At 66.4% G+C, this 19,738-nt stretch carries 18 protein-coding genes; 6 read left to right on the top strand and 12 right to left on the bottom strand.

What is annotated here, in order from left to right; translation table 11 throughout:
- Window positions 1-67 precede the first annotated feature (67 nt).
- Window positions 68-1,048, top strand: a complete 981-nt coding sequence (locus tag ETQ85_RS03955) for a zinc ribbon domain-containing protein (protein ID WP_148577753.1) — start codon at window positions 68-70, stop codon at window positions 1,046-1,048.
- A 34-nt stretch (window positions 1,049-1,082) separates the two neighbouring features.
- Window positions 1,083-2,900 (top strand): DNA helicase RecQ, encoded by a 1,818-nt coding sequence (recQ, locus tag ETQ85_RS03950; RefSeq protein WP_148577752.1) that lies wholly within the window; start codon window positions 1,083-1,085, stop codon window positions 2,898-2,900.
- 60 nt (window positions 2,901-2,960) lie between these two features.
- Here the strand turns inward: recQ and ETQ85_RS03945 are convergent, their stop codons facing one another.
- From ETQ85_RS03945 to ETQ85_RS03900, 10 genes are all read right to left on the bottom strand, one after another.
- On the bottom strand, window positions 2,961-3,305 hold the full coding sequence (locus ETQ85_RS03945; RefSeq protein WP_148577751.1) for an FKBP-type peptidyl-prolyl cis-trans isomerase: 345 nt from the start codon (window positions 3,303-3,305) through the stop codon (window positions 2,961-2,963).
- 35 nt (window positions 3,306-3,340) lie between these two features.
- Window positions 3,341-3,895 (bottom strand): peptide-methionine (S)-S-oxide reductase MsrA, encoded by a 555-nt coding sequence (msrA, locus tag ETQ85_RS03940; protein WP_148577750.1) that lies wholly within the window; start codon window positions 3,893-3,895, stop codon window positions 3,341-3,343.
- Between the two features lies 1 nt (window position 3,896).
- Complete coding sequence (locus tag ETQ85_RS03935; RefSeq protein ID WP_246128613.1) at window positions 3,897-4,664, bottom strand: DUF2189 domain-containing protein; 768 nt, start codon at window positions 4,662-4,664, stop codon at window positions 3,897-3,899.
- 73 nt (window positions 4,665-4,737) lie between these two features.
- Window positions 4,738-8,802, bottom strand: coding sequence for a translocation/assembly module TamB domain-containing protein (locus ETQ85_RS03930; protein WP_148577749.1), 4,065 nt, complete (start codon window positions 8,800-8,802; stop codon window positions 4,738-4,740).
- A gap of 3 nt (window positions 8,803-8,805) precedes the next feature.
- Entirely contained in the window at window positions 8,806-9,594 is a 789-nt protein-coding gene (gene trpC / locus ETQ85_RS03925; RefSeq protein ID WP_148577748.1) for an indole-3-glycerol phosphate synthase TrpC, read from the bottom strand.
- Between the two features lie 7 nt (window positions 9,595-9,601).
- Entirely contained in the window at window positions 9,602-10,630 is a 1,029-nt protein-coding gene (gene trpD, locus ETQ85_RS03920; RefSeq protein WP_148577747.1) for an anthranilate phosphoribosyltransferase, read from the bottom strand.
- 13 nt (window positions 10,631-10,643) lie between these two features.
- Complete coding sequence (locus ETQ85_RS03915; RefSeq protein WP_148577746.1) at window positions 10,644-11,219, bottom strand: aminodeoxychorismate/anthranilate synthase component II; 576 nt, start codon at window positions 11,217-11,219, stop codon at window positions 10,644-10,646.
- A 109-nt stretch (window positions 11,220-11,328) separates the two neighbouring features.
- Window positions 11,329-12,801 (bottom strand): anthranilate synthase component I, encoded by a 1,473-nt coding sequence (gene trpE, locus ETQ85_RS03910; protein ID WP_148577745.1) that lies wholly within the window; start codon window positions 12,799-12,801, stop codon window positions 11,329-11,331.
- A 178-nt stretch (window positions 12,802-12,979) separates the two neighbouring features.
- Window positions 12,980-13,666 (bottom strand): phosphoglycolate phosphatase, encoded by a 687-nt coding sequence (locus ETQ85_RS03905; RefSeq protein WP_148577744.1) that lies wholly within the window; start codon window positions 13,664-13,666, stop codon window positions 12,980-12,982.
- 63 nt (window positions 13,667-13,729) lie between these two features.
- Entirely contained in the window at window positions 13,730-14,905 is a 1,176-nt protein-coding gene (locus ETQ85_RS03900) for an MFS transporter (protein WP_148577743.1), read from the bottom strand.
- 85 nt (window positions 14,906-14,990) lie between these two features.
- On the opposite strand from ETQ85_RS03900, the gene ETQ85_RS03895 reads away from it, so the two are divergent.
- Entirely contained in the window at window positions 14,991-15,932 is a 942-nt protein-coding gene (locus ETQ85_RS03895) for a GlxA family transcriptional regulator (RefSeq protein ID WP_148577742.1), read from the top strand.
- A 17-nt stretch (window positions 15,933-15,949) separates the two neighbouring features.
- Here ETQ85_RS03895 and rpe read toward each other — a convergent pair whose 3' ends face one another.
- On the bottom strand, window positions 15,950-16,639 hold the full coding sequence (rpe, locus tag ETQ85_RS03890; protein ID WP_148577741.1) for a ribulose-phosphate 3-epimerase: 690 nt from the start codon (window positions 16,637-16,639) through the stop codon (window positions 15,950-15,952).
- A gap of 161 nt (window positions 16,640-16,800) precedes the next feature.
- Here rpe and apaG point away from each other — a divergent pair, with 161 nt between their 5' ends.
- The gene (gene apaG, locus ETQ85_RS03885) at window positions 16,801-17,187 is read left to right on the top strand and encodes a Co2+/Mg2+ efflux protein ApaG (RefSeq protein WP_148577740.1); all 387 of its coding nucleotides are present in this window, start codon (window positions 16,801-16,803) and stop codon (window positions 17,185-17,187) included.
- An 11-nt stretch (window positions 17,188-17,198) separates the two neighbouring features.
- On the opposite strand, the gene ETQ85_RS03880 is transcribed toward apaG, so the two are convergent.
- Window positions 17,199-17,834 carry a DUF2238 domain-containing protein gene (locus ETQ85_RS03880; protein ID WP_148577739.1) on the bottom strand — a complete coding sequence of 212 codons (636 nt, stop codon included), beginning with the start codon at window positions 17,832-17,834 and terminating at the stop codon, window positions 17,199-17,201.
- A 158-nt stretch (window positions 17,835-17,992) separates the two neighbouring features.
- Between ETQ85_RS03880 and ETQ85_RS03875 the strand changes: the two genes are divergently transcribed.
- Both ETQ85_RS03875 and ETQ85_RS03870 read left to right on the top strand, forming a co-directional pair.
- Entirely contained in the window at window positions 17,993-19,126 is a 1,134-nt protein-coding gene (locus ETQ85_RS03875; RefSeq protein ID WP_148577738.1) for a methyl-accepting chemotaxis protein, read from the top strand.
- Between the two features lie 62 nt (window positions 19,127-19,188).
- Window positions 19,189-19,738, top strand: a 550-nt coding sequence (locus ETQ85_RS03870; protein WP_148577914.1) for a LysE family translocator, incomplete at its 3' end; no start/stop codon positions are given.

The following is a 19,738-nucleotide window of genomic DNA, read 5'->3' as shown; positions in this document are numbered from 1 at the left end:
GCGGGGGAATCGCCAGAACGGGAAGGGATGGGCATAATCGTGCCACCCTATTCCAAAAAAATATCTCATGGCGATTCTTCGTTGCAACAAGTGCGGCCATGTGGCCGAAGCCTTGGGCGAGCACGCCGGTAAATCCATAGCTTGCCCCAACTGCGGCAACGAGGTGCAGGTCTACGACACGGTGCTTTTCGTACGCAAGGTACTGCAACAGTACTTTGCGCTGCAGGAGGAAACCGTCCGTTTGCGCGCGCAAATCCCGGCCACGGACACCGCTACGGCCACGCCGTCAGCGACCGGTTTTGACATCCACAACACGGCCCACCTCGCCAGCGACGCCCAGCACACGCACATCCTGCAGTGGTTCCAGCGCCGCCAGGTACAGGTGCGCACCAATCCGAAGGCGGTGGACACCACCGGTTTCTTCGACGATGTCGCGGTGGAGCTGGGCGACAACTACGCCCTTCTCCGCGACGTGGTGGACAAGATCCGCTGGGGCCAGTCGAAGGATGTGCCCAACTTCAGCCTCAACCTGTCCAAGCACAGCCAGAAGGACGGCCAGGCCATCAACGCCTTCTGCAAGCAGCTTTACGACTATTCCTTCCTCGCCAAGTACTTCTACCAGAAGCAGGAAAAAATCGGCCGCGCCACCATCCAGTCGGTTCCCGCCGTACGCAGCTTCTTCGCCGGCGAATGGCTGGAGTGGTACGCATTCATGAAACTGCTCGCCCTGTTCGGCGAGAAAGGGCGCGAGTTTTCGTGCACCCGCAACCTGTCGGTGGTCTTCCCCAACGAGGATCTCCACGAGCTGGACGTGTTCTTTCTTGTCGATGGCGACACGCCCGTGTGTATCGAATGCAAGACCGGCGAATTCCGCCAGGACATCGACAAATACCTCACCCTGCGCAGGCGCCTGGGCATCGACCGCAGCCAGTTCATCCTGTGCGTCACCGGCCTCACCGACGAGCAGGCGGCCGGGCTCACCAGCATGTACGAGCTGACTTTCGTCAATCAGGATGGTCTGGTGCCCCATCTTTCCAAGCTGTTCTGACCCGCGGCCCGGGGCAGGGTAAAATCCTGCCCCTATGAGCCGCGCCCGCGAAACCCTATTCCACGTCTTCGGCTACACGCAGTTTCGTGGTCCGCAGGAAGACATTGTCGAACACGTAGCCGCTGGCGGCGACGCCCTGGTGCTGATGCCCACCGGTGGCGGCAAGTCTTTGTGCTACCAGATCCCGGCCCTGCTGCGCCCCGGCGTGGCAATTGTCGTCTCCCCATTGATTGCACTGATGCAGGACCAGGTCAGCGCCCTCAAGGAAGTCGGCGCCGCGGCAGACTTTTTGAACTCCAGCCTGAGTTTCGACCGGGCCATGGAGATCGAGCGTTCGATGATCGCCGGCGCCCTCGACCTGCTCTACGTGGCCCCCGAACGCCTCGTCACGCCACGCTTTCTCGACCTGCTGGATCACCTCCACGAAGCCGGCCAGCTGGCCCTCTTCGCCATCGACGAAGCCCACTGCGTGTCGCAATGGGGCCACGACTTCCGCCCCGAATACCTGCAGTTGTCGATCCTCCAGGAACGCTACCCGCACATTCCGCGCATCGCGCTGACCGCTACCGCCGATGCCCAGACCCGCCGCGAGATCGCCGAACGCCTGTGCTTGGTCGATGCCCGCGAGTTCGTTTCCAGCTTCGACCGCCCCAACATCCGCTACACCATCGTCCCCAAGGACAATCCCCGCAGCCAGTTGCTCGCCTTCCTGCGCGAGCACACCGGCGAGGCCGGCATCATCTACTGCAGCTCACGCAAGAAAGTGGATGAAACCGCCGCCGCGCTGGCCGAAAAGGGCATCTCCGCACTGGCCTACCATGCCGGCATGGGCGCCGAAGAGCGCTCGATCAACCAGGACCGCTTCCTGCGCGAGGACGGCATCGTGATGGTGGCGACCATCGCCTTCGGCATGGGCATCGACAAGCCCGACGTGCGCTTCGTCGCCCACCTCGACTTGCCCCGCTCCATCGAAGGCTATTACCAGGAAACCGGCCGCGCCGGCCGTGATGGCCTGCCCGCCGAGGCCTGGATGGCCTACAGCGTGGCCGACCTGGTGCAGCAGCGCCGCTTCATCGATCAATCGGAGGCCGGCGACGAGGTCAAGCGCGTCGCCACCGCCAAGCTCGACGCGCTGCTCGGCCTGTGCGAAACCACCACCTGCCGGCGCCAGCGCCTGCTCGGCTACTTCGACGAAGACTCCGCGCCCTGCGGCAACTGCGACACCTGCCTGCATCCGCCGCAAACCCGCGACGCCACCGACTCGGCGCGCAAGGCGCTGTCGTGCGTATTCCGCACCGGCAGCCGCTTCGGCGCCGCCCACGTGGTGGACGTGCTGATCGGCAAGGCCACCGACAACGTCAAGAAGTGGCAGCACGACCAGGTCAGCACCTTCGGCATCGGCACCGAACTGGACGACAAGGGCTGGCGCACGCTGATCCGCCAGCTCGTCGCCCACGGCGCCCTGGCGGTGGACCACGAACGCTACGGCGCCCTGACCCTCACCGAATCGGCCCGCCCCATCCTGCGCGGCGAAGCCGGCTTCACGATGCGCGTGGACACCCCCCCGACCAAGAAGGGCCGCAACATCGGCACCGGCCGCAAGACCGACAGCTGGCCCGAAGCCACCGGCGAAGAAGCCGTCCTCCTCGATCGCCTGCGCGCCTGGCGCTCGGCCACCGCCAAGGAGCGCAACGTGCCCGCCTACGTGATCTTCCACGACGCCACCCTGCGCGACATCGCCCGCCAGCGCCCGGACAGCATCGAAGGACTGGGGACGATATCCGGCGTCGGCGACCGCAAGCTGGAAGCCTACGGGGAGGACATCCTCGAACTGCTGGGCGAAGCCGGCTGAAACAGCAAAACAAAAGGGCGCCCGAGAGCGCCCTTCTTCATGCAGCAATCCGTTGCCGGATTACTTCACACCCAGCAGCTCCACTTCGAACACCAGCGTGGCGTTCGGGGGGATCACGCCGCCGGCACCGCGGGCGCCGTAGCCGAGGTTGGCCGGAATGGTCAGCTTGCGCTTGCCACCCACCTTCATGCCCTGCACGCCTTCGTCCCAACCGGCGATCACCTGACGGGCGCCGAGGCCGAAAACGAACGGGTCGTTGCGGTCCTTGCTCGAATCAAACTTTTTGCCGTCGGTGAGCCAGCCGGTGTAATGCACCTTGACCTGCTGCCCGGCGGTGGCTTCAGCGCCAGTGCCAACTTCCAGTTCTTCAATGACGAGGCCGCTCGCCGTGGTGGTTTGGGTCATGGAATGCTCCTTGTTAAAGACTGCCGGATTCTATTTCAAGTCGCCTTCACCCGCTTGGCGAACTTGCTACGAAACTTGGCCACCTTGGGCGCCACCACATACGCGCAATAGGGCTGCGCCTGATTCCGGGCAAAGTAATTGTGGTGATAGACCTCGGCCGGCCAGAAATGCGGCGCCGGCACGACTTCGGTGACGATCGGCCCGGGAAAGACGGCGTCCCGTTCCAGCTCGGCAATCTTCGCGCGGGCAATGGCGTCCTGCTCCGGGCTCAGCGCGAAGATGGCCGAGCGGTACTGGGTGCCGATGTCGTTGCCCTGGCGGTTGAGGGTCGTCGGGTCGTGGATCGCGAAAAAGACATCGAGCAGATCGCCAAAGCCGATCAGCGCCGGATCGAACTCGATGCGCACGGCTTCGGCGTGGCCGGTGTCACCGTCGCACACGCGCTGATAGGTCGGCGCGTCCTCGTGACCACCGAGGTAGCCGGAAGTCACCGACAGCACGCCCTCGGCACCCAGATACACCGCCTCCAGGCACCAGAAGCAGCCACCGGCCAGAATGGCCACTTCGCGTCCCGTATTGTTCTGTGTCATGTCATCTCTCTTGTTGGGGGTCGGTCTGGAGCAGACCACCTTCCGGCGGAAAGATTTCAAGATAGAGCAGATCGCTGGCGAAGGCGAGACACGGCAGGGACACTACCAGCAGCGGCGGGCACAGGATCGTCGCCATCACCCCCAGCGCCAGGATCAGCGCCCACACCAGCAAGGCCGGGATGTTGGTGAACACGGCACGCACGCTGGCCGCCACCGCACCAACCAGCGTGGCCCGCCGGTCGAACAGCAGCGGCACCGAAAAGGCCGAAACACAGAACACAATCAGGGCCAGCACCGCCCCCATCAGGCTGGTGAAGAAGTGGAAACGGAACGTCCCCGGCGGCAGCAAAGCGTCCTGCCCGGCCCCGCCGATCATGAAGCTATAGACCGTTGCCGCATCGGTCAGCCAGATCAGCAACAGCAGCACACACACCAGGGACACCACCACCAGCCCGCGCGGCGCCTGGCGGAAAGCCTGGAACACATCCTGCGCGCCCGGCCTGCGGCCGGCCACCAGCGCCCGCCGCAGGCCGAAGAAACCGGCCAGCACCGCCGGCCCCACCAGCAGAAAACCACCGGCAAAGGGCAGAATCATCGCTGCCACGGAAAAGTGCAGAAGCAAGGCAAAGATCAGCAGGCCGATCAGCGCAAACACCGCGGCGTAGGCCATCGCCGGCAACAGGCAGCTACGCAGGTTGCGCCAGCCTTCCGCCACGGCAGTAAAGACGGCGGCGACGGGAATGGCGCGGGGATGGAGGTTTTCGGGCACGGGCAGACTCCTGACGGGAAGCCCGTATCTGGCCCAACCCTGCTGCCGGCGTCCATGACCGGCATCAAGGGAGCTACTTGAAGGACAGTGAGAACAGCATGTCGACCGCGTTCTCGCTGCCGGCCCGGCCGATCACCGAAATGCGCCGGGTGAGCTGGTAGGTGAGTTTCACGATGCTCGACGTCCCGGAGATACTCTGCTCGAAGGACAGCAACGCCCGACTCGACAGGCGCTTGCCGATGGTGATCACCTGGCCGGGCACGGAATCCACGTTGCTCGACGAAGCGCTCGACGCCGTGCCGGTGACGCTGCCGCTGGCCACGCTGCTGGTCTGCACCCGGCTGCGGGAATCCACGCTGGAACCAAAGGAAACCTCGTCGAACCCCAGGGCACCGGCCAGACTTGCTGAAATGCCGCCACCGGAGCCGCCCAGCAAGGCCTGGGCAGCAGGCAGCAGCAATGCCATTTCGCCACCGGAACCCTGGTCGGGCGGACGGCCCAGAACGATCCAGCCGAGCTTCTCCGGATCGGGCACATTGGGTTCGGAGACCAAGCGCACCAGCGGCCGACGCGCAGTGCCCGTGATGCCGACGCCCGCCTCCACCGACAGGCCCTTGCGCAGGGCCACCACGTTGAGGCCCGGATTGGCAACCGGCCCGTTGAAGGTGACGATGCCCCGCTCGATGGAGAGCTTCTGACCGTAGCCCTCGAAGATGCCCCCCTGGGCGGTGATCACGCCGGCTGCGTTGAGGGGCTTGCCGGGCCCGGACTGCAGGCGCAGGTCACCGGCCAGGCGGGTATCCAGGCCGAGGGCCTTCACGTAGAGGGCATCGCCAAGGCTGATGGACAGATCGACGGAAGTCAGGAAGGGGCTGACCGGGGCCTTGCCGTTATGGCGTGGATCGAGCACCTCCACATCGTCACCGAGGCTGGGTGCCGGCGTACGGGAGAGTTCCACGAACCCCGCATCGGCCACCAGGCGCCCCTTGAGATTGGCCGAATTCCAGCCACTCAGCACCTCGCCCTCGCCACTCAGCACCAGCCACTGGTCGGCCCGCTGCAACAGCGGCAGACGCTCGGCGGTAAAGGTGAAGCGCCCTTCGCCGCTGGCCAGTTGCACCTCGCCACGCGCCTTGAGGGTGCCCGGCGCCTTGGTCAGGCGGGCCACGTCGATGCGGCTCTCCCGCGGCCGGACCCGGTTGGGCGAGACGAAACTGAATTCCTCCAGGTTCAGGCGATCCCGGTTGAAATCCGCCACCAGCGTGCCGCCGGACAGATGCAGGCCCTGGTCGGCCATCACAAAGCTGAGCCTGTCGCCCCGGATGCGCCCGGCGGCCTCCGGATGGGCCGGCGTACCCGCCAGCGTGAACTCGCCCTTCAGGCTGCCATCGGTCTTCAGGTTCTGGTCGGCCAGCGGGCCGGCCCAGGCAATCGACGGAATATCGATCTGCGCCGAACCGAGCAGCGGCGCATCCGGCACCAACCGCACAACCCCATCGGCGGTGCGCTCGGCCAGCGCAGTGCCCGCCCCGGCGGCACGGCCCAGCGTGCTGCCGTGGGCACTGAAGCCGAAGGCCAGCCGATTCGCCACCGCCGACAGGGTGAGCTGCAGCTCGTCCAGCCCCAGCTTCACCGGCGAATCCCCCTGCAGCACCAGGTCACCCTTCTCCCGCTGGAGACGCACCGTGCCATTCACCTGCTCAGCCACATCCACGTCCCACTCACCGCCCATCTGCAGGGAGTCGCCGCGGGATCTCACCGCCCGGGTGGTCGGGTCAAGGTCCACCCCCACCAGCACCCCGGTGACACTGCCGCGGGCCACCAGATGGCGGGCCTGCCAGCGGGTTTCTTCGAAACGGTAACGGCCACCAAAGCCCCCGCGCAGTTCGGCCAGACCGAGCCGAACGATATCGGCGGACAGCAGCAGCGGCGCCGGCGCCTGCAGCGTAAACGGGTAGTCGCCGCGCACCGCCAGGCTGTCCAGCCGCCCCTCCCAGCGCGGTCCGTCGGAAAGGGCCCCCGCGAGACTCAGCACAGCCGATGCCTGGGCCGGACCGAAGACTTCCAGACGCATCGTGTTGGCCGCCCGGGTACCCTCGAAAACAAAACTGGCCCGCTGCAGCATGGCCTCCACATCCTTCCCCTTGCGCAGCCCGGCCAGGCCGAGCGCCACCGAAATCGCCCCGTTGCGCCCCTCGGCCAGACGGCCGCGGCCGTTCACCCCGTCGATGCGGATGCCGGCCACACTGAGCTTTTCGCCCAGCAATTCAAATTCACCCGCTGGCTGTCCGGGACTGCCGCGCAGCACCCCGTCGGCCTTGATGCGCCCGCCCAGGCCGTGGCCCAGGGCCGCCAGAGCCGGTGCGTCCAGATGCAGGTCGAGGGCATCGCCGGGCTTGCCGTAGCGCCCTTTGGCAGACAACCGGTTGCCGGCCAGATCGAGGGCCAGATCGACATCGACGAGACGCGTGCCATCGAGAGCCAGATCCCCCTTGCCGGCCAGGGCCTTGCCCTCCAGCGTGCTTGGTGCCAGCGCGAATTGCAGCTTGCCGGCGAGCTGCGGCGTGCGCTGGCCGGTCGCGCTGAAACGAGCGCTGAGATCCGCGGGCGGCGCTGTCGCGACGAAGGCGCGGGGATCGAAATGGTTCAAGATGCCGTGCGCCTCAAAGCGGCCATCGCCATTCAGCGCGAGCTTGCCCGAAGCCTCCAGGCGGGCGGCCCGGGCGGTGGCCAGCACTTCATCGACGGTGACGATGCCGGCAGCGTGACGGGCCTTCAGGCGCAGGGCCAGTTGCGGGTCGCGCAGATCGGCAGAAAGGGTCTGGGCGTCGGCGTCGGCCTGCGCGCTGATCTGGCCGTCGATGCGGGTGGCGACGGCACGCCGGTCCAGCCGTTTAGCGTCCAGCCCGACGATACGCAGCTCGGCATCGACCTTGCCGAAACCCGCGGTTTCCGTGCCCGCCTCGGCCCGCCAGTGGATCTTGCCGGTAGCGCGCCCCTTGCCCGGCACGCGCAGGTCTACGTCCGTCGCCACCAGTTCGCCCCCTGCCCAGCGCAGGCTGGCAGCCAGGGATTCGAGCGGCAGCGCGCCACTGTCGTAGCTGCCGGGCTGGTGATTGACGATGTTCAGCGGACCGCTGACGACCCAGTCGGCCACGGCCAGTGGCTCACCGGCACCTGCCGCCTTGCCGGTAGACGGCACCAGATCGGCGTCGATGTCGAGCCGGGCGCTGGGCGCCGAAGCGTGGAAGCGGCTCGGGTCCACGTCACGTACCGTGAGCTTTGCCGAACGCAGCGGCAACACCGCGAAGGGCGTGGCAACGATGCTGGCATCACCGTTCATGCCGGCGCCACTGGCCTTGGCAAGGAGACGCAGGTTTTCCAGATCACCGGCGGCACTCGCCTGCACCTCGTAGGCTTCACCGGCCTGACGCGTCGACAGGCTGGCCCTGGCGTTGAGGGGAAAAGGCCGCTGACCGTCGATTTCACCATCGGCGGCCAGCTGGCCGAAGGGCCCAATGAGCTTGAGGCCGCGCAGGCGATGATGGCGACCATCAGAATCCAGCGCCCCGGCGAGAGCCGTGAACTCCATGTCCGGCGGCGCCGGCTGCGCATCCACCAGCTTGCCGACCAGCAGGCGATCCAGCTGAAAGTGGTCGATGCGCACTGCGCGGGGCAGCGCGAGGCTGGCCGGCAGCGTGGACGGTTCGGTGCTCGGCAGCGTTGCGACGGCCACTTCCGATGCACGCAGCGCGGAGACCTCGAGGGCGCCGCTCATCAAGGCGCCGGGGCGCCAGTCGATGAGCAGATTGAGGATGTCCACGTGCAGCGTCGGGGTGCGCACGTGCAGGGCGCCAATCTTGAGCTGGCCCAGCAGGTAGCCCTCGGCCCGCTCGACGGTGACGGTGCCGCCGCTGAGCCGTGCGGCCAGATCCATCACCGCCCGCAGGCCGGAGTCGGTGACCCCCAGCCAGCCGACCACCAGCACCACAACGGCAAGCAGCGCGATGACGCCGGCCAGCGCGCGACGCAGCCAGCGCCCCGCCCAACCCTCACCCAGGCGGCGTGGCCGGGGCGCCGAAGCCTGCTCGGGCGTGCCCTCAGGTCCTGCAGCCGGGGAGTCCGGCGCCTCGCTCATTGATCAGCCGAACAGGCTGGCCAGTCCGGCGCCCGGATCGTCGGCGCGCATGAAGGCTTCGCCGACCAGGAAGGCGTTCACGTTGTTACTGCGCATCAGGGCCACGTCGGCCGGCGCGAGGATGCCCGACTCGGTCACGACGATGCGCTCTGCGGGAATGCGCGGCAGCAGCTCGAGGGTGGTTTGCAGGCTGACTTCAAAGGTGCGCAGGTTGCGGTTATTGACGCCCACCAGCGGCGTGCGCAGCTGCAGGGCCAGTTCAAGCTCGGCGCCGTTGTGCACCTCCACCAGCACGCCCAGGCCAAGGCTGTCGGCGATGGCCTCCATCTCCTGCATCTCGGCCAGGCTCAGGGCCGCGGCGATCAGCAGGATCGCGTCGGCGCCCATCGCGCGGGCTTCGTACACCTGGTAGCTGTCCACCAGAAAATCCTTGCGCAGGGCCGGCAGGCTGCAGGCGGCGCGGGCGGCCTGCAGGTATTCCGGGGCGCCCTGGAAGAACTGTTTGTCGGTCAGCACCGACAGGCACGCGGCGCCGGCCTTCTCGTAGGAGGCGGCGATGTCGGCCGGCCGGAAATCGGCGCGGATCACGCCTTTGGAGGGGCTGGCCTTCTTGATTTCGGAAATCACCGCGGCCTGGCCAGCGGCAATTTTGGCGCGGATCGCACCGGTGAAATCCCGCGCCGGCGGCTGGGCAGCAGCGCGTTCACGCACGACGGAATCGGAGACGGCAGCCCGGGCGGCGGCCACTTCCTCGCGCTTGACGGCGAGGATCTTGTTGAGGATGTCGGACATGGCTCTCTCAGGCGAACTTGCGGGTGGCGGCCACGAAGGCCTCCAGCTTGGCGCGGGCGGCACCGGAAGCCATCGCTTCGCGGGCACGGACGATGCCGGCGCCGATGGAATCGACCACGTTGGCGGTGTACAGCGCTGTGCCGGCATTGAGGGCCACGATCTCGCGGGCCGCACCGGGCTTGTTGTCGAGCACGCCGAGAAGCATGGCCTTCGACTCGTCGGCGTCGGCCACCTTGAGGTGGCGGTTGGACATCATGGTCAGGCCGAAATCTTCCGGGTGGATCTCGTATTCGGAGACCACCCCGTCCTTCAGCTCGCCGACCAGCGTGGAGGCGCCGAGGGACACTTCGTCCATGCTGTCGCGGCCGTACACCACCAGCACGTGCTCGGCGCCCAGGCGCTGCATGACGCGCACGCAGATGCCGACCAAATCCGGGTGGAACACGCCGAGCAGGGTGTTCGGCGCGCCAGCCGGGTTGGTCAGCGGGCCGAGGATGTTGAAGATCGTGCGCACGCCCATCTCGCGGCGCACCGGGGCCACGTTCTTCATGGCGCTGTGGTGGTTGGGGGCGAACATGAAGCCGATGCCGGTTTCGGTAATGCACTCGGCCACCTGCACGGGCAAGAGGTTCAGATTGACGCCCAGCGCCTCCAGCACGTCGGCGCTGCCGGACTTGCTCGAAACACTGCGGCCGCCGTGCTTGGCCACCTTGGCCCCGGCAGCCGCGGCCACAAAGATGGTCGCGGTGGAGATGTTGAAGGTGTGGGAACCGTCACCGCCGGTGCCCACCACGTCCAGGAAGTTGGAATCGGCCGGCACCACCACCTTGGTGGACAGCTCGCGCATCACCGTGGCCGCGGCGCTGATCTCGCCGATGGTTTCCTTCTTGACGCGCAGGCCGGTGAGGATGGCGGCGGTCATCACCGGCGAAACTTCGCCGGCCATGATCTGGCGCATCAGCGAGAGCATCTCGTCGTAGAAGATCTCCCGGTGGTCGATGGTGCGCTGCAGGGCTTCCTGGGCGGTGATGGTCATGGCGATGTTCCCCTCAGACATGCTTGGATTGTTCAAGGAAGTTGCGCAGCAGGTCGTGGCCGCGCTCAGTCAGGATCGACTCCGGGTGGAACTGCACGCCCTCCACCGCAAGGGTCTTGTGGCGCACGCCCATGATTTCGCCATCGTCGGTCCAGGCGGTCACTTCCAGGCAGTCGGGCAGGCTTTCGCGCTCGATGGCCAGCGAATGGTAGCGGGTGCAGGTCAGCGGATTGGGCAGGCCCTGAAAGACGCCCTTGTCCAGGTGATGCACCGGCGAAACCTTGCCGTGCATGAGTTTCTTGGCGTGGATGATCTTGCCGCCGAAGGCCGCACCGATGCTCTGGTGGCCGAGGCACACACCTAACAGCGGGATCTTGCCGGCGAAGGCCTGGATGGCGGCCACCGAGATGCCGGCTTCGGTCGGCGAGCAGGGCCCCGGCGAAACGACGATCTGGTCGGGCTTCATGAGGGCGATCTGCTCGACGGTGATTTCGTCGTTGCGATACACCTTCACGTCGGCCCCCAGCTCGCCGAAATACTGGACGAGGTTGTAGGTGAAGCTGTCGTAGTTGTCGATCATCAGCAGCATGGCTGTGCATCCTTTCCGGGTGTGCGGCCGGCCGTCGGAACCAGCATGGGGACGGCGGGCGCGATAACGGGTCTTGTCGTGGCGTGCGCCGGCTGCGGCGCAGACGCGCTCACAGGGCGGTGTCGAGTCCGGCTTCGGCGATCTCGGCGGCACGGAGCATGGCGCGGGCCTTGCTCTGGGTTTCAAGCCATTCGGATTGCGGGTCGGAGTCGGCAACGATGCCGGCGCCGGCCTGCACGTGGATCTGCCCGTCCTTCACAACAGCGGTGCGGATGGCGATGGCCAGGTCCATGTCGCCATGGAAGCCGATGTAGCCCACCGAGCCGGCGTAGATGCCGCGCTTGGTGGGCTCCAGCTCGTCGATGATTTCCATCGCCCGCAGCTTGGGCGCGCCGGACACCGTGCCCGCCGGGAAGGTGGCACGCAGTACGGCCAGCGCGTTGAGGTCGTCCTTCAGCTTGCCTTCCACGTTGGAGACGATGTGCATCACGTGGGAGTAACGCTCCACGGTAAATTGCTCGGTGACGCGCACCGAACCGGTCTGCGCCACGCGGCCACAGTCGTTGCGGCCCAGGTCGAGGAGCTGGGTGTGCTCGGCGCGCTCCTTCTCGTCGGCCAGCAGTTCCTTTTCGAGCGCCAGATCTTCCTCGTGGGTGGCGCCGCGCTTGCGGGTGCCGGCGATGGGCCGCACGGTGACGTCCTTGTCTTCGAGGCGCACCAGGATCTCGGGGGACGCGCCCACCACCTGGAATTCCTCGAAGTTGAAATAGAACATGTAGGGCGAGGGATTGAGGCTGCGGATCGCCCGGTACAGGGCCAACGGGCTGGCACCAAAGGGCTTGCTCATGCGCTGGCTGAGCACCACCTGCATGATGTCGCCCTCGACGATGTAGTCCTTGGCCTTCTGCACGGCAGCCTTGAAGGCTTCCTCGCCAAAGCTCGAAACCGCCTCGGCCGGCGCGGCACGGTGCTCAGTCGGCACATTGACCGGCTCGCGCAGCTTGCCGATCAGCTCCTTCAGGCGCCGCACCGCACGCGGGTAGGCGTTGGGGACTTCCGGCTCGGCATACACCACCAGGGTGAGCTTGCCGGACAGGTTGTCGACGATGGCGATTTCTTCGGACAGCAGCAGCAGGATGTCCGGCGTGCCGAGTTCGTCCTTCTTCTCGGTCCTGGCCAGGCGCGGCTCGATGTAGCGCACCGTGTCGTAGCCGAAGCAGCCCACCAGGCCACCGGCAAAGCGCGGCAGGTGGTCGCGCGGCGGCACCTTGATGCGGTCCATGAACTCGGCGACGTAATTGAGCGGATCGCCATAGTCGCGGCGTTCGACCAGGCGGTCGTTGGTCAGCAGCAGCACCGAGCGGCCATGCACTTCGATGCGCGTGGAGGCGGCCAGGCCGATGATCGAGTAGCGGCCGAAACGCTCGCCGCCCTGCACGGATTCGAGCAGGTAGGTGTTGGGCGCGTTGGCCAGCTTCAGGTAAACGGAAAGAGGGGTGTCGAGATCCGCAAAGGTTTCGAGCGTAACCGGAATGCGGTTATAGCCCTGGTCGGCCAGGGCGTTGAATTCTGCTTCGGTCATGGAGACTCCGGAAGGACATGATGCTTTTTCGCGAGGGTATCACGAGGCTCGCTCGTGATCAGTTCAGGGCTGGCTCAGGCGAGCAGCCATGACCGGCCGCCGGATCCGCCAATGCTGGGGATACGGACGGCTGGGAACTCCTCTGCGATGATCATGTGCTTGCGAGTCACGATGATGGTTAAACCGGAGATGGGGAAGCGTGGAAGCGCGGTAGCGCATCGACGAGGCTCGATAGTAGCCCGTCGCATTCGATGCTGTCCACCGGCACGCCTTCGCTGTAGCCGTAAGTCACCAGCAGCACCGGCATGCCGGCAGCGCGGGCGGCTTCGGCGTCGTTGGCCGAGTCGCCGATCATCAGCGCATCGGCCACCTCGAAGCCGAGCAGCCGGCAGGCGTGCAGCAACGGCGCCGGGTGCGGCTTTTTCTCGGCCAGGGTGTCGCCACTGACGGTGGCGCCAAAAAAGCCGGCGATGCCCATGCGTTCGAGCAGGGGTGCGGTGAAGGCGGCCGGCTTGTTGGTCACGCAGGCCATGGCGATACCCCGCTGGCGCAGGGCTTCGAGGGCCGGCACGACACCCGCATAGAGCGTCGTCCACTGGCCATTCACCACCGCGTAATGACGGCGAAAGATGTTCACCGCCGCGTCGACTTCCACCTCCGTCGCCGAACCGCTGCCGGCCAGGCAGCGGCGCACCAGGTTGACCATGCCCTTGCCGACAAAAGTGCGTACCACCTCGATGTCGTAGGGCGTGCGTCCCAGCTCCAGCATCATGCGGTTGCAGGCTTCCGACAGGTCGGGGATGGAATCGAGCAGGGTGCCGTCGAGGTCGAACAGCACCGCCTTCACATAGTGGAAATCGGACATTTTCACTCTCGCTTGCGGATCAGGACTGCTGCGTCGCAGCAGGGACGCGCAGCATACGGGAGATCAAGCCGAAGACGCCAGCACCGGGCGGGTCCGGCGCAGAGCAATCAGCACGCCGGCCATCACCAGCAGAACCGGCAGCACCGCCGCTGCATTGACCCACTCCCAGCCCAGTCCATCCACCAGCGGCCCCGCCGACAGGGTCGCAACGGTCACCCCCAGGAACACCAGCCCGTCGTTGCCGGCCTGGACCCGCGCTTTCTCTTCCTCCCGGTAGGTCTCGGTGAGCAGCGTGGTCGCCCCCACGTACATGAAGTTCCAGCCGATGCCGACCAGTGCCAGCGCGATACCGAAGTGGCGCAGTTCGTCGCCGCTCAGTGCCACGCCAATGGCGGCGAGGGTCAGCGCACCACCCAGCAGCATCACCTGCATCACCCCGAGACGACGGATCAGGCTGCCGGTGAGAAAGGACGGAGCGAACATCGCCACCAGATGCCACTGAATCACCGTCGCCGTGGCGGCGAAATCGAGCCGCGCGCACATCATCGCCAGCGGTGTGGCGGTCATCAGCAGGTTCATTATCGCGTAGCCCACCACGCCGCCGGCCAGTGCCAGCCGAAAGCGCCCCTGGCGGGCGATCTCCCGCAGCGGACGGGGCTGCCGCAGCACGGCAGCCGGCAGCGGCGACGGCAAGCGCAGAAAGAAGGCCAGCAAGGCCGCAAGCAGCGCCACGCCGACCAGCACCAGAAAGCTGCCAAGAAAGGGCGTTCCCAACCAATCACGGGTATTGCGGGCGATGAAGGGACCGAGAAAGGCCGCCAGCACTCCGCCGGTGAGGGTCAGGGAAATGGCCTGTCCCTTCTGCTCCGGCGGCACCGCATCGACAGCAGCAAAACGGTAGAACTGCCCCGCCGCCCCCAGCACACCGACCCCGAGGCCGGCCAGCGCAAAGACCACGAAACTGCCCAGCAGGATGCCGATCACCGCCAGGGCCAAGCCGGCGGCGCCGACCAGCGCTCCGCCAATGAACACCGGCCGGCGCCCGAAGCGGGCCATCAGACTGGAGAGCACATGCAGCGACAACATCGTCGCCAGGTACTGGGCGGCCAGCGGCACGGTGGCGAGACCTGCAGACACGGAAAGGCTGATCCCCACCAGGGCAGACGAGGACAGCACGAGGCTGATCACCGTCATCATCAGCGCCTGGCTCAAAGCCAGCAAAACAACGTTGCGATTCATGAACAGGCTCCACAAGCATTTTGACCTGCCCATGGTCGCCGGCTACAGTGATGGCGTAAATGACGCATAAGCCACCATTCATGCCATGACACGTGACATCGCCCTCCTCGTCTATCCCGGCTTCCAGATTCTTGACGCTGCCGGCCCCCTGAGTGCCTTCGAGGCCGCCAGCGCCTTTGTGCCGGGCAGCTACCGGCTGGCGGTGATTGCCCGCGAGGCCGGCCCGGTGAGCAGCTCCTGCGGCGCCATGTTGCTCGCCCGGGCCTTCGATCCGGCAGACGACATCGACACCCTCATCGTCGCCGGTGGCGACGGCGTCGATGCGGCAAGCGGCTGCGCAGTCACCGTCGATTTCGTCGGCAACAGCAGCGAGGCCCGGCGACGTATCGCCAGTGTCTGCTCCGGCGCCTACCTGCTGGCCAGCGCCGGCCTGCTCGAGGGCCGGCGGGCAACCACCCACTGGCGGCGCTCACGGGATTTCGCCCAACGCTTTCCGGAGGTGAAGCTGGAGGAGGACCGGATCTTCACCCGCGACGGCAAGGTGTGGACCTCGGCCGGAATCAGCGCCGGCATTGACCTCGCGCTGGCCCTGATCACCGAGGATCTGGGCGAAGCGGTGGCGCGCCAGGTGGCCCGCCAACTCGTGGTGTATTACCGGCGCCCCGGCGGCCAGTCGCAGTTCTCCGAAATGGCTGAAATGCAGCGGGCCGGCAGTCGCTTCGACACGCTACTGGATTACGTCCGCAGCCACCTGCAGGACCGGCTGGATGTCGACGAACTGGCCGGATGGGCATGCATGAGTGCGCGCCATTTTTCGCGCTGCTTCAGCGAAGAGATGGGCGTCACGCCGGCCCGTGCGGTGGAGCGCCTGCGGGTCGAGGCCGCCACCGCGGCGCTGGAGAGCGGCTGCGGATCGGTGCAGGAAGTGGCCCGGACCTGCGGCTTTGGTGACCCGGAGCGAATGCGCCGGGCCTTTATCAGAACGCTGGGCGTGCCGCCCTCCGCCAGACGGCGGAGCACGGCCTGAAGAACACCTGGCGAGGCTTAAGCGGCCAACGCGTCGCGCAGCTTGCCGATCACCGAGTTGTAGCGCTGCGGATCGCTGTCCTTGCCAGCCCCGAAGACAGCCGAGCCGGCCACGAAGGTATCGGCACCGGCGCGGGCGATCTCGGCGATGTTGTCCGCCTTCACCCCGCCGTCCACTTCGAGCAGGATCCGGCGGCCGCTCTTCTGTTCGTAGGCATCAATCTTCGCCCGTGCCTCACGCAGCTTGTCGAGGGTACCGGGAATGAAGGACTGCCCCCCGAAGCCCGGGTTGACGCTCATCAGCAACACCACGTCGAGCTTGTCCATGACGTGATCCATCCACATCAGCGGCGTGGCCGGATTGAACACCAGGCCGGCCTGGCAGCCGCTGTCGCGGATCAGGCCGAGGGTGCGGTCGATATGCTCGGAGGCTTCCGGGTGGAAAGTGATGATGTTGGCGCCAGCCTTGGCGAAGTCGGGGACGATGCGATCGACCGGCTTGACCATCAGATGCACGTCGATCGGCGCCGTGGTGCACGGGCGGATCGCCTCGCAGACCAGCGGGCCGATGGTCAGGTTGGGCACGTAATGGTTGTCCATCACGTCGAAGTGGATCCAGTCGGCGCCGGAGGCGATCACGTTGGCGACTTCCTCGCCGAGCTTGGCGAAGTTGGCGGACAAAATGCTGGGGGCGATGCGGAAGGTCATGGGGAATCCTGGCGGAGGGAGACGCGGGAAGCCGGACAGTCTACCTGCCCGCCTCCTTCTCCGCCAACGGGGCGGAAGCCCCAATCACCAGAACCATCGCGGTTGCGGCGACGCGGCAATTCAGCTTCAATAGGACTTCTCCATCCGAATCGCCCACCACAATGACAAGTCCCACCGAACCGGAAAGCATCGAGATCAAGGCCGTTTCCCAGTTCATCGATGAGCAGTCCGACGTGGACGCGGACCGCTACGTGTTCGCCTATCACATCACCGTGCGCAACACCGGCAAGGTCGCCGCCCAACTGCTCAGCCGCCACTGGGTCATCACCGACGCCGAAGGTGCCGTGCAGGAAGTGCGCGGCGAGGGCGTGATCGGCCAGCAGCCGGTACTGCGCCCCGGCGAACAGTTCGAATACACCAGCGGCTGCACCATCGCCACGCCGGTAGGCACCATGAAAGGCAGCTACCAGATGGTGGCCGAAGACGGCACCCGCTTTGACGCGATGGTTCCGGAATTCACGCTGGCCATGCCGCGCACCCTGCACTGAGCAGACGCGAATTACCACGACCGGCGCAGCCCGCCGCCAATCCGGGCGAGCTGCCGGTCATGCCAGCCACCCAGCAGGATCTGCCCGGCCAGTGCGCCGATCAGCGCCATCGCCATGTCGCTCTGGGTATCCCACGGATCACCCTGGGTGCCGAGGAAGGCATCCGCGCCCTGCCCCAGCATCACCGCCGCCCGCCACTCGATGAGTTCATACACGGCGGAAATCGCCAGGCACACGCCACTGACCAGGAATAACAACCAGCCTCGCCCGCGCACCACGCGCAGGCGCAGCAGGATTTCCCGGGCCGCAATGGCCGGCACGCAACCCTGCATGAAATGGCCGATGCGGTCGTAGGGGTTGCGCTCGAGGGACAGCACATCCTGCAGCCAGAAGCCGAACGGCACGCGCGCGTAGGTCCAGGCGCCGCCGACGATGAGTACCAGCGCATGTGCGGCAATCAGCACCTGCAGCAGTGCCGTCAGCGGAAAGCGCTGGTGCGTGGCGAACAAGACGGGCGCAACGATCAACACCGGCGCCACCTCCATCCACCAGGTAGCCCGGTCGTAGGGTGCAATGGCAGAGGCCAGCAAGGCCAGACCAACCAGCCCCACAAGCAGGGCAGGCAGTCGCGAAGCGGTATCGTGCATGGAAGGCTCCGGCAAAAAAATCACGCAGGATTATGCGTATTCATAAAGTTTTAGGTCCCTCCTGCCGTGAAGGAGGAAGAGACCGGTCTTACAACAGCAGTCGCCCGCCCTGAACCCGCGAACAAGAAGCCGGCACGAGCCGGGAGAAAGAACAGCCCATGTGGATCAACCGAGCAAAATTCGAGCAACTCGAGGCCGACCTGCGCGCCTCGACCCAACGCCAAGCCGCCCTTGACAACGAACTCGCCGCCCTGCGCAGCGAAGCCGACAGCCTGCGCAACAGCCACTCGGAAAAAGAACGCCATTGTGACGACCTTCTTGCCGTCGTGCGGAACATGGCCGAATTCGGCAACTCGCTCACCGGCGCCCAGGGCAGCCTGGCCGAAATGGCCAACCTCCTCAAGGACGAGAAACAGATGGCCGTCGAAGCCGCCCATGTCTCGCATGTGAGCGGCAAGGCCACCACCGAGATCGCCGAGAACCTGCAGCGACTGGCCTCCGAATCGGCGAACTCGGCCCGCGAAGTGGACACGCTGGCCCAGCGTGCCGACGAAATCAGCGCCATCGTCAACCTCATTCACGACGTGGCCGACCAGACCAACCTGCTCGCCCTCAATGCCGCCATCGAAGCCGCGCGCGCGGGTGAAGCCGGCCGCGGCTTCGCCGTGGTCGCCGACGAAGTACGCAAGCTCGCCGAACGCACCTCCACCGCCACCCGGGATATTTCAGCCCTCGTCAGCAGCATTCGCGAAGACTCGACCCGCGCCCGCAACAGCATGGAAAGCCTCGCCCAGGCAGCCGGCCAGTTCAGCGAACGGGGCCAGCGCGCCACCGAGGACATGAAGCGCCTGATGACCCTGTCGGCCAACATGGAAGGCGTCATCGCCGGCAGCGCCATGAAGAGCTTTGTCGAAGTGGCCAAGATCGACCACATCGTCTTCAAGTTCCGCATCTACCTGGCCGTGTTCGGCATCCTCGACACCAAGCCCTCGGAAGTCTCCACCCACACCGCCTGCCGCCTCGGCAAGTGGTATTACGAGGGCGAAGGCCGGGCCTGCTTCAGCCAGCTGTCCGGCTACCGGGAGATCGAGCCGCCCCACGTGGAAGTGCATCGGGCCGGCGCCGCCGTGATCGAAGCCAGGGCCAACGGCGACATGAGCAGCGTGCTCAAGAACCTCGACACCATGGAACGGGCCTCCATGCGGGTCCTCGACGGCCTCCAGAAAATGGGGGAAACGGCCATGCGCGACCCATCGGTGCTGTGTCACACGGAAGGCGGCCACCTGCACTGACCCGTCACATCCGGGCGGGCGTCGATTGACTCCCCCGCCCCGGCCGCCCAGAATCGGGCGCCATGCCCAGCCTCGACACCCTCCTCGCCTTTCTCGGCATCTCCGTCCTGATCACCCTCGCCCCGGGGCCCGACAACCTGATGGTCATCGGCCACAGCCTGGCCCGCGGTCGTCGGGCCGGCCTGGCTTTCGGCCTCGGCTGTGCGGCCGGCTGCCTGACCCACATCGCCTGGGCCACCCTCGGCATTGCCGCGCTGGTGCGCGCCTCGGCGGGGCTCTTCATGGCCATCAAGCTGGCCGGTGCGGCCTACCTGCTGTGGCTTGGCATCCAGGCCCTGAAGAGCGGCGGCACGCTTGCGCCCCCCACCGGCACCCCGGCCCGGCCCTGGCTGCATGACCTGCGCCGCGGCTTTGTCGCCAACGCGCTGAATCCCAAGGTGGCCCTGTTCTTCCTGGCCTTCCTGCCCCAGTTTGCCAGCCCGGCGCGGGGCAGCGTCAGCCTGCAGATGCTCGTCCTCGGCCTCGTCTTCATCGCCCAGACGGCTGCCATTTTCAGTGCCATGGCCTGTGCCGCCGGCGCCATCGGGCGCCTGCTGGCCCGCCGCCCGCGGG

It is taken from the genome of Zoogloea oleivorans, from assembly GCF_008107625.1.
Classification (GTDB): domain Bacteria; phylum Pseudomonadota; class Gammaproteobacteria; order Burkholderiales; family Rhodocyclaceae; genus Zoogloea; species Zoogloea oleivorans.
This window is presented reverse-complemented; position numbering and strand designations above follow the sequence as displayed.

Coding starts and splice junctions, on each gene's coding strand:
- rpe (WP_148577741.1), bottom strand. CDS start 16,639: ATGACCTTCCGCATCGCCCCCAGCATTTTGTCCGCCAACTTCGCCAAG.
- trpE (WP_148577745.1), bottom strand. CDS start 12,801: ATGACCGAAGCAGAATTCAACGCCCTGGCCGACCAGGGCTATAACCGC.
- ETQ85_RS03930 (WP_148577749.1), bottom strand. CDS start 8,802: ATGAGCGAGGCGCCGGACTCCCCGGCTGCAGGACCTGAGGGCACGCCC.
- apaG (WP_148577740.1), top strand. CDS start 16,801: ATGACAAGTCCCACCGAACCGGAAAGCATCGAGATCAAGGCCGTTTCC.
- ETQ85_RS03875 (WP_148577738.1), top strand. CDS start 17,993: ATGTGGATCAACCGAGCAAAATTCGAGCAACTCGAGGCCGACCTGCGC.
- msrA (WP_148577750.1), bottom strand. CDS start 3,895: ATGACACAGAACAATACGGGACGCGAAGTGGCCATTCTGGCCGGTGGC.
- ETQ85_RS03900 (WP_148577743.1), bottom strand. CDS start 14,905: ATGAATCGCAACGTTGTTTTGCTGGCTTTGAGCCAGGCGCTGATGATG.
- ETQ85_RS03880 (WP_148577739.1), bottom strand. CDS start 17,834: ATGCACGATACCGCTTCGCGACTGCCTGCCCTGCTTGTGGGGCTGGTT.
- recQ (WP_148577752.1), top strand. CDS start 1,083: ATGAGCCGCGCCCGCGAAACCCTATTCCACGTCTTCGGCTACACGCAG.
- ETQ85_RS03905 (WP_148577744.1), bottom strand. CDS start 13,666: ATGTCCGATTTCCACTATGTGAAGGCGGTGCTGTTCGACCTCGACGGC.
- ETQ85_RS03945 (WP_148577751.1), bottom strand. CDS start 3,305: ATGACCCAAACCACCACGGCGAGCGGCCTCGTCATTGAAGAACTGGAA.
- ETQ85_RS03955 (WP_148577753.1), top strand. CDS start 68: ATGGCGATTCTTCGTTGCAACAAGTGCGGCCATGTGGCCGAAGCCTTG.
- trpC (WP_148577748.1), bottom strand. CDS start 9,594: ATGTCCGACATCCTCAACAAGATCCTCGCCGTCAAGCGCGAGGAAGTG.
- ETQ85_RS03895 (WP_148577742.1), top strand. CDS start 14,991: ATGACACGTGACATCGCCCTCCTCGTCTATCCCGGCTTCCAGATTCTT.
- trpD (WP_148577747.1), bottom strand. CDS start 10,630: ATGACCATCACCGCCCAGGAAGCCCTGCAGCGCACCATCGACCACCGG.
- ETQ85_RS03915 (WP_148577746.1), bottom strand. CDS start 11,219: ATGCTGCTGATGATCGACAACTACGACAGCTTCACCTACAACCTCGTC.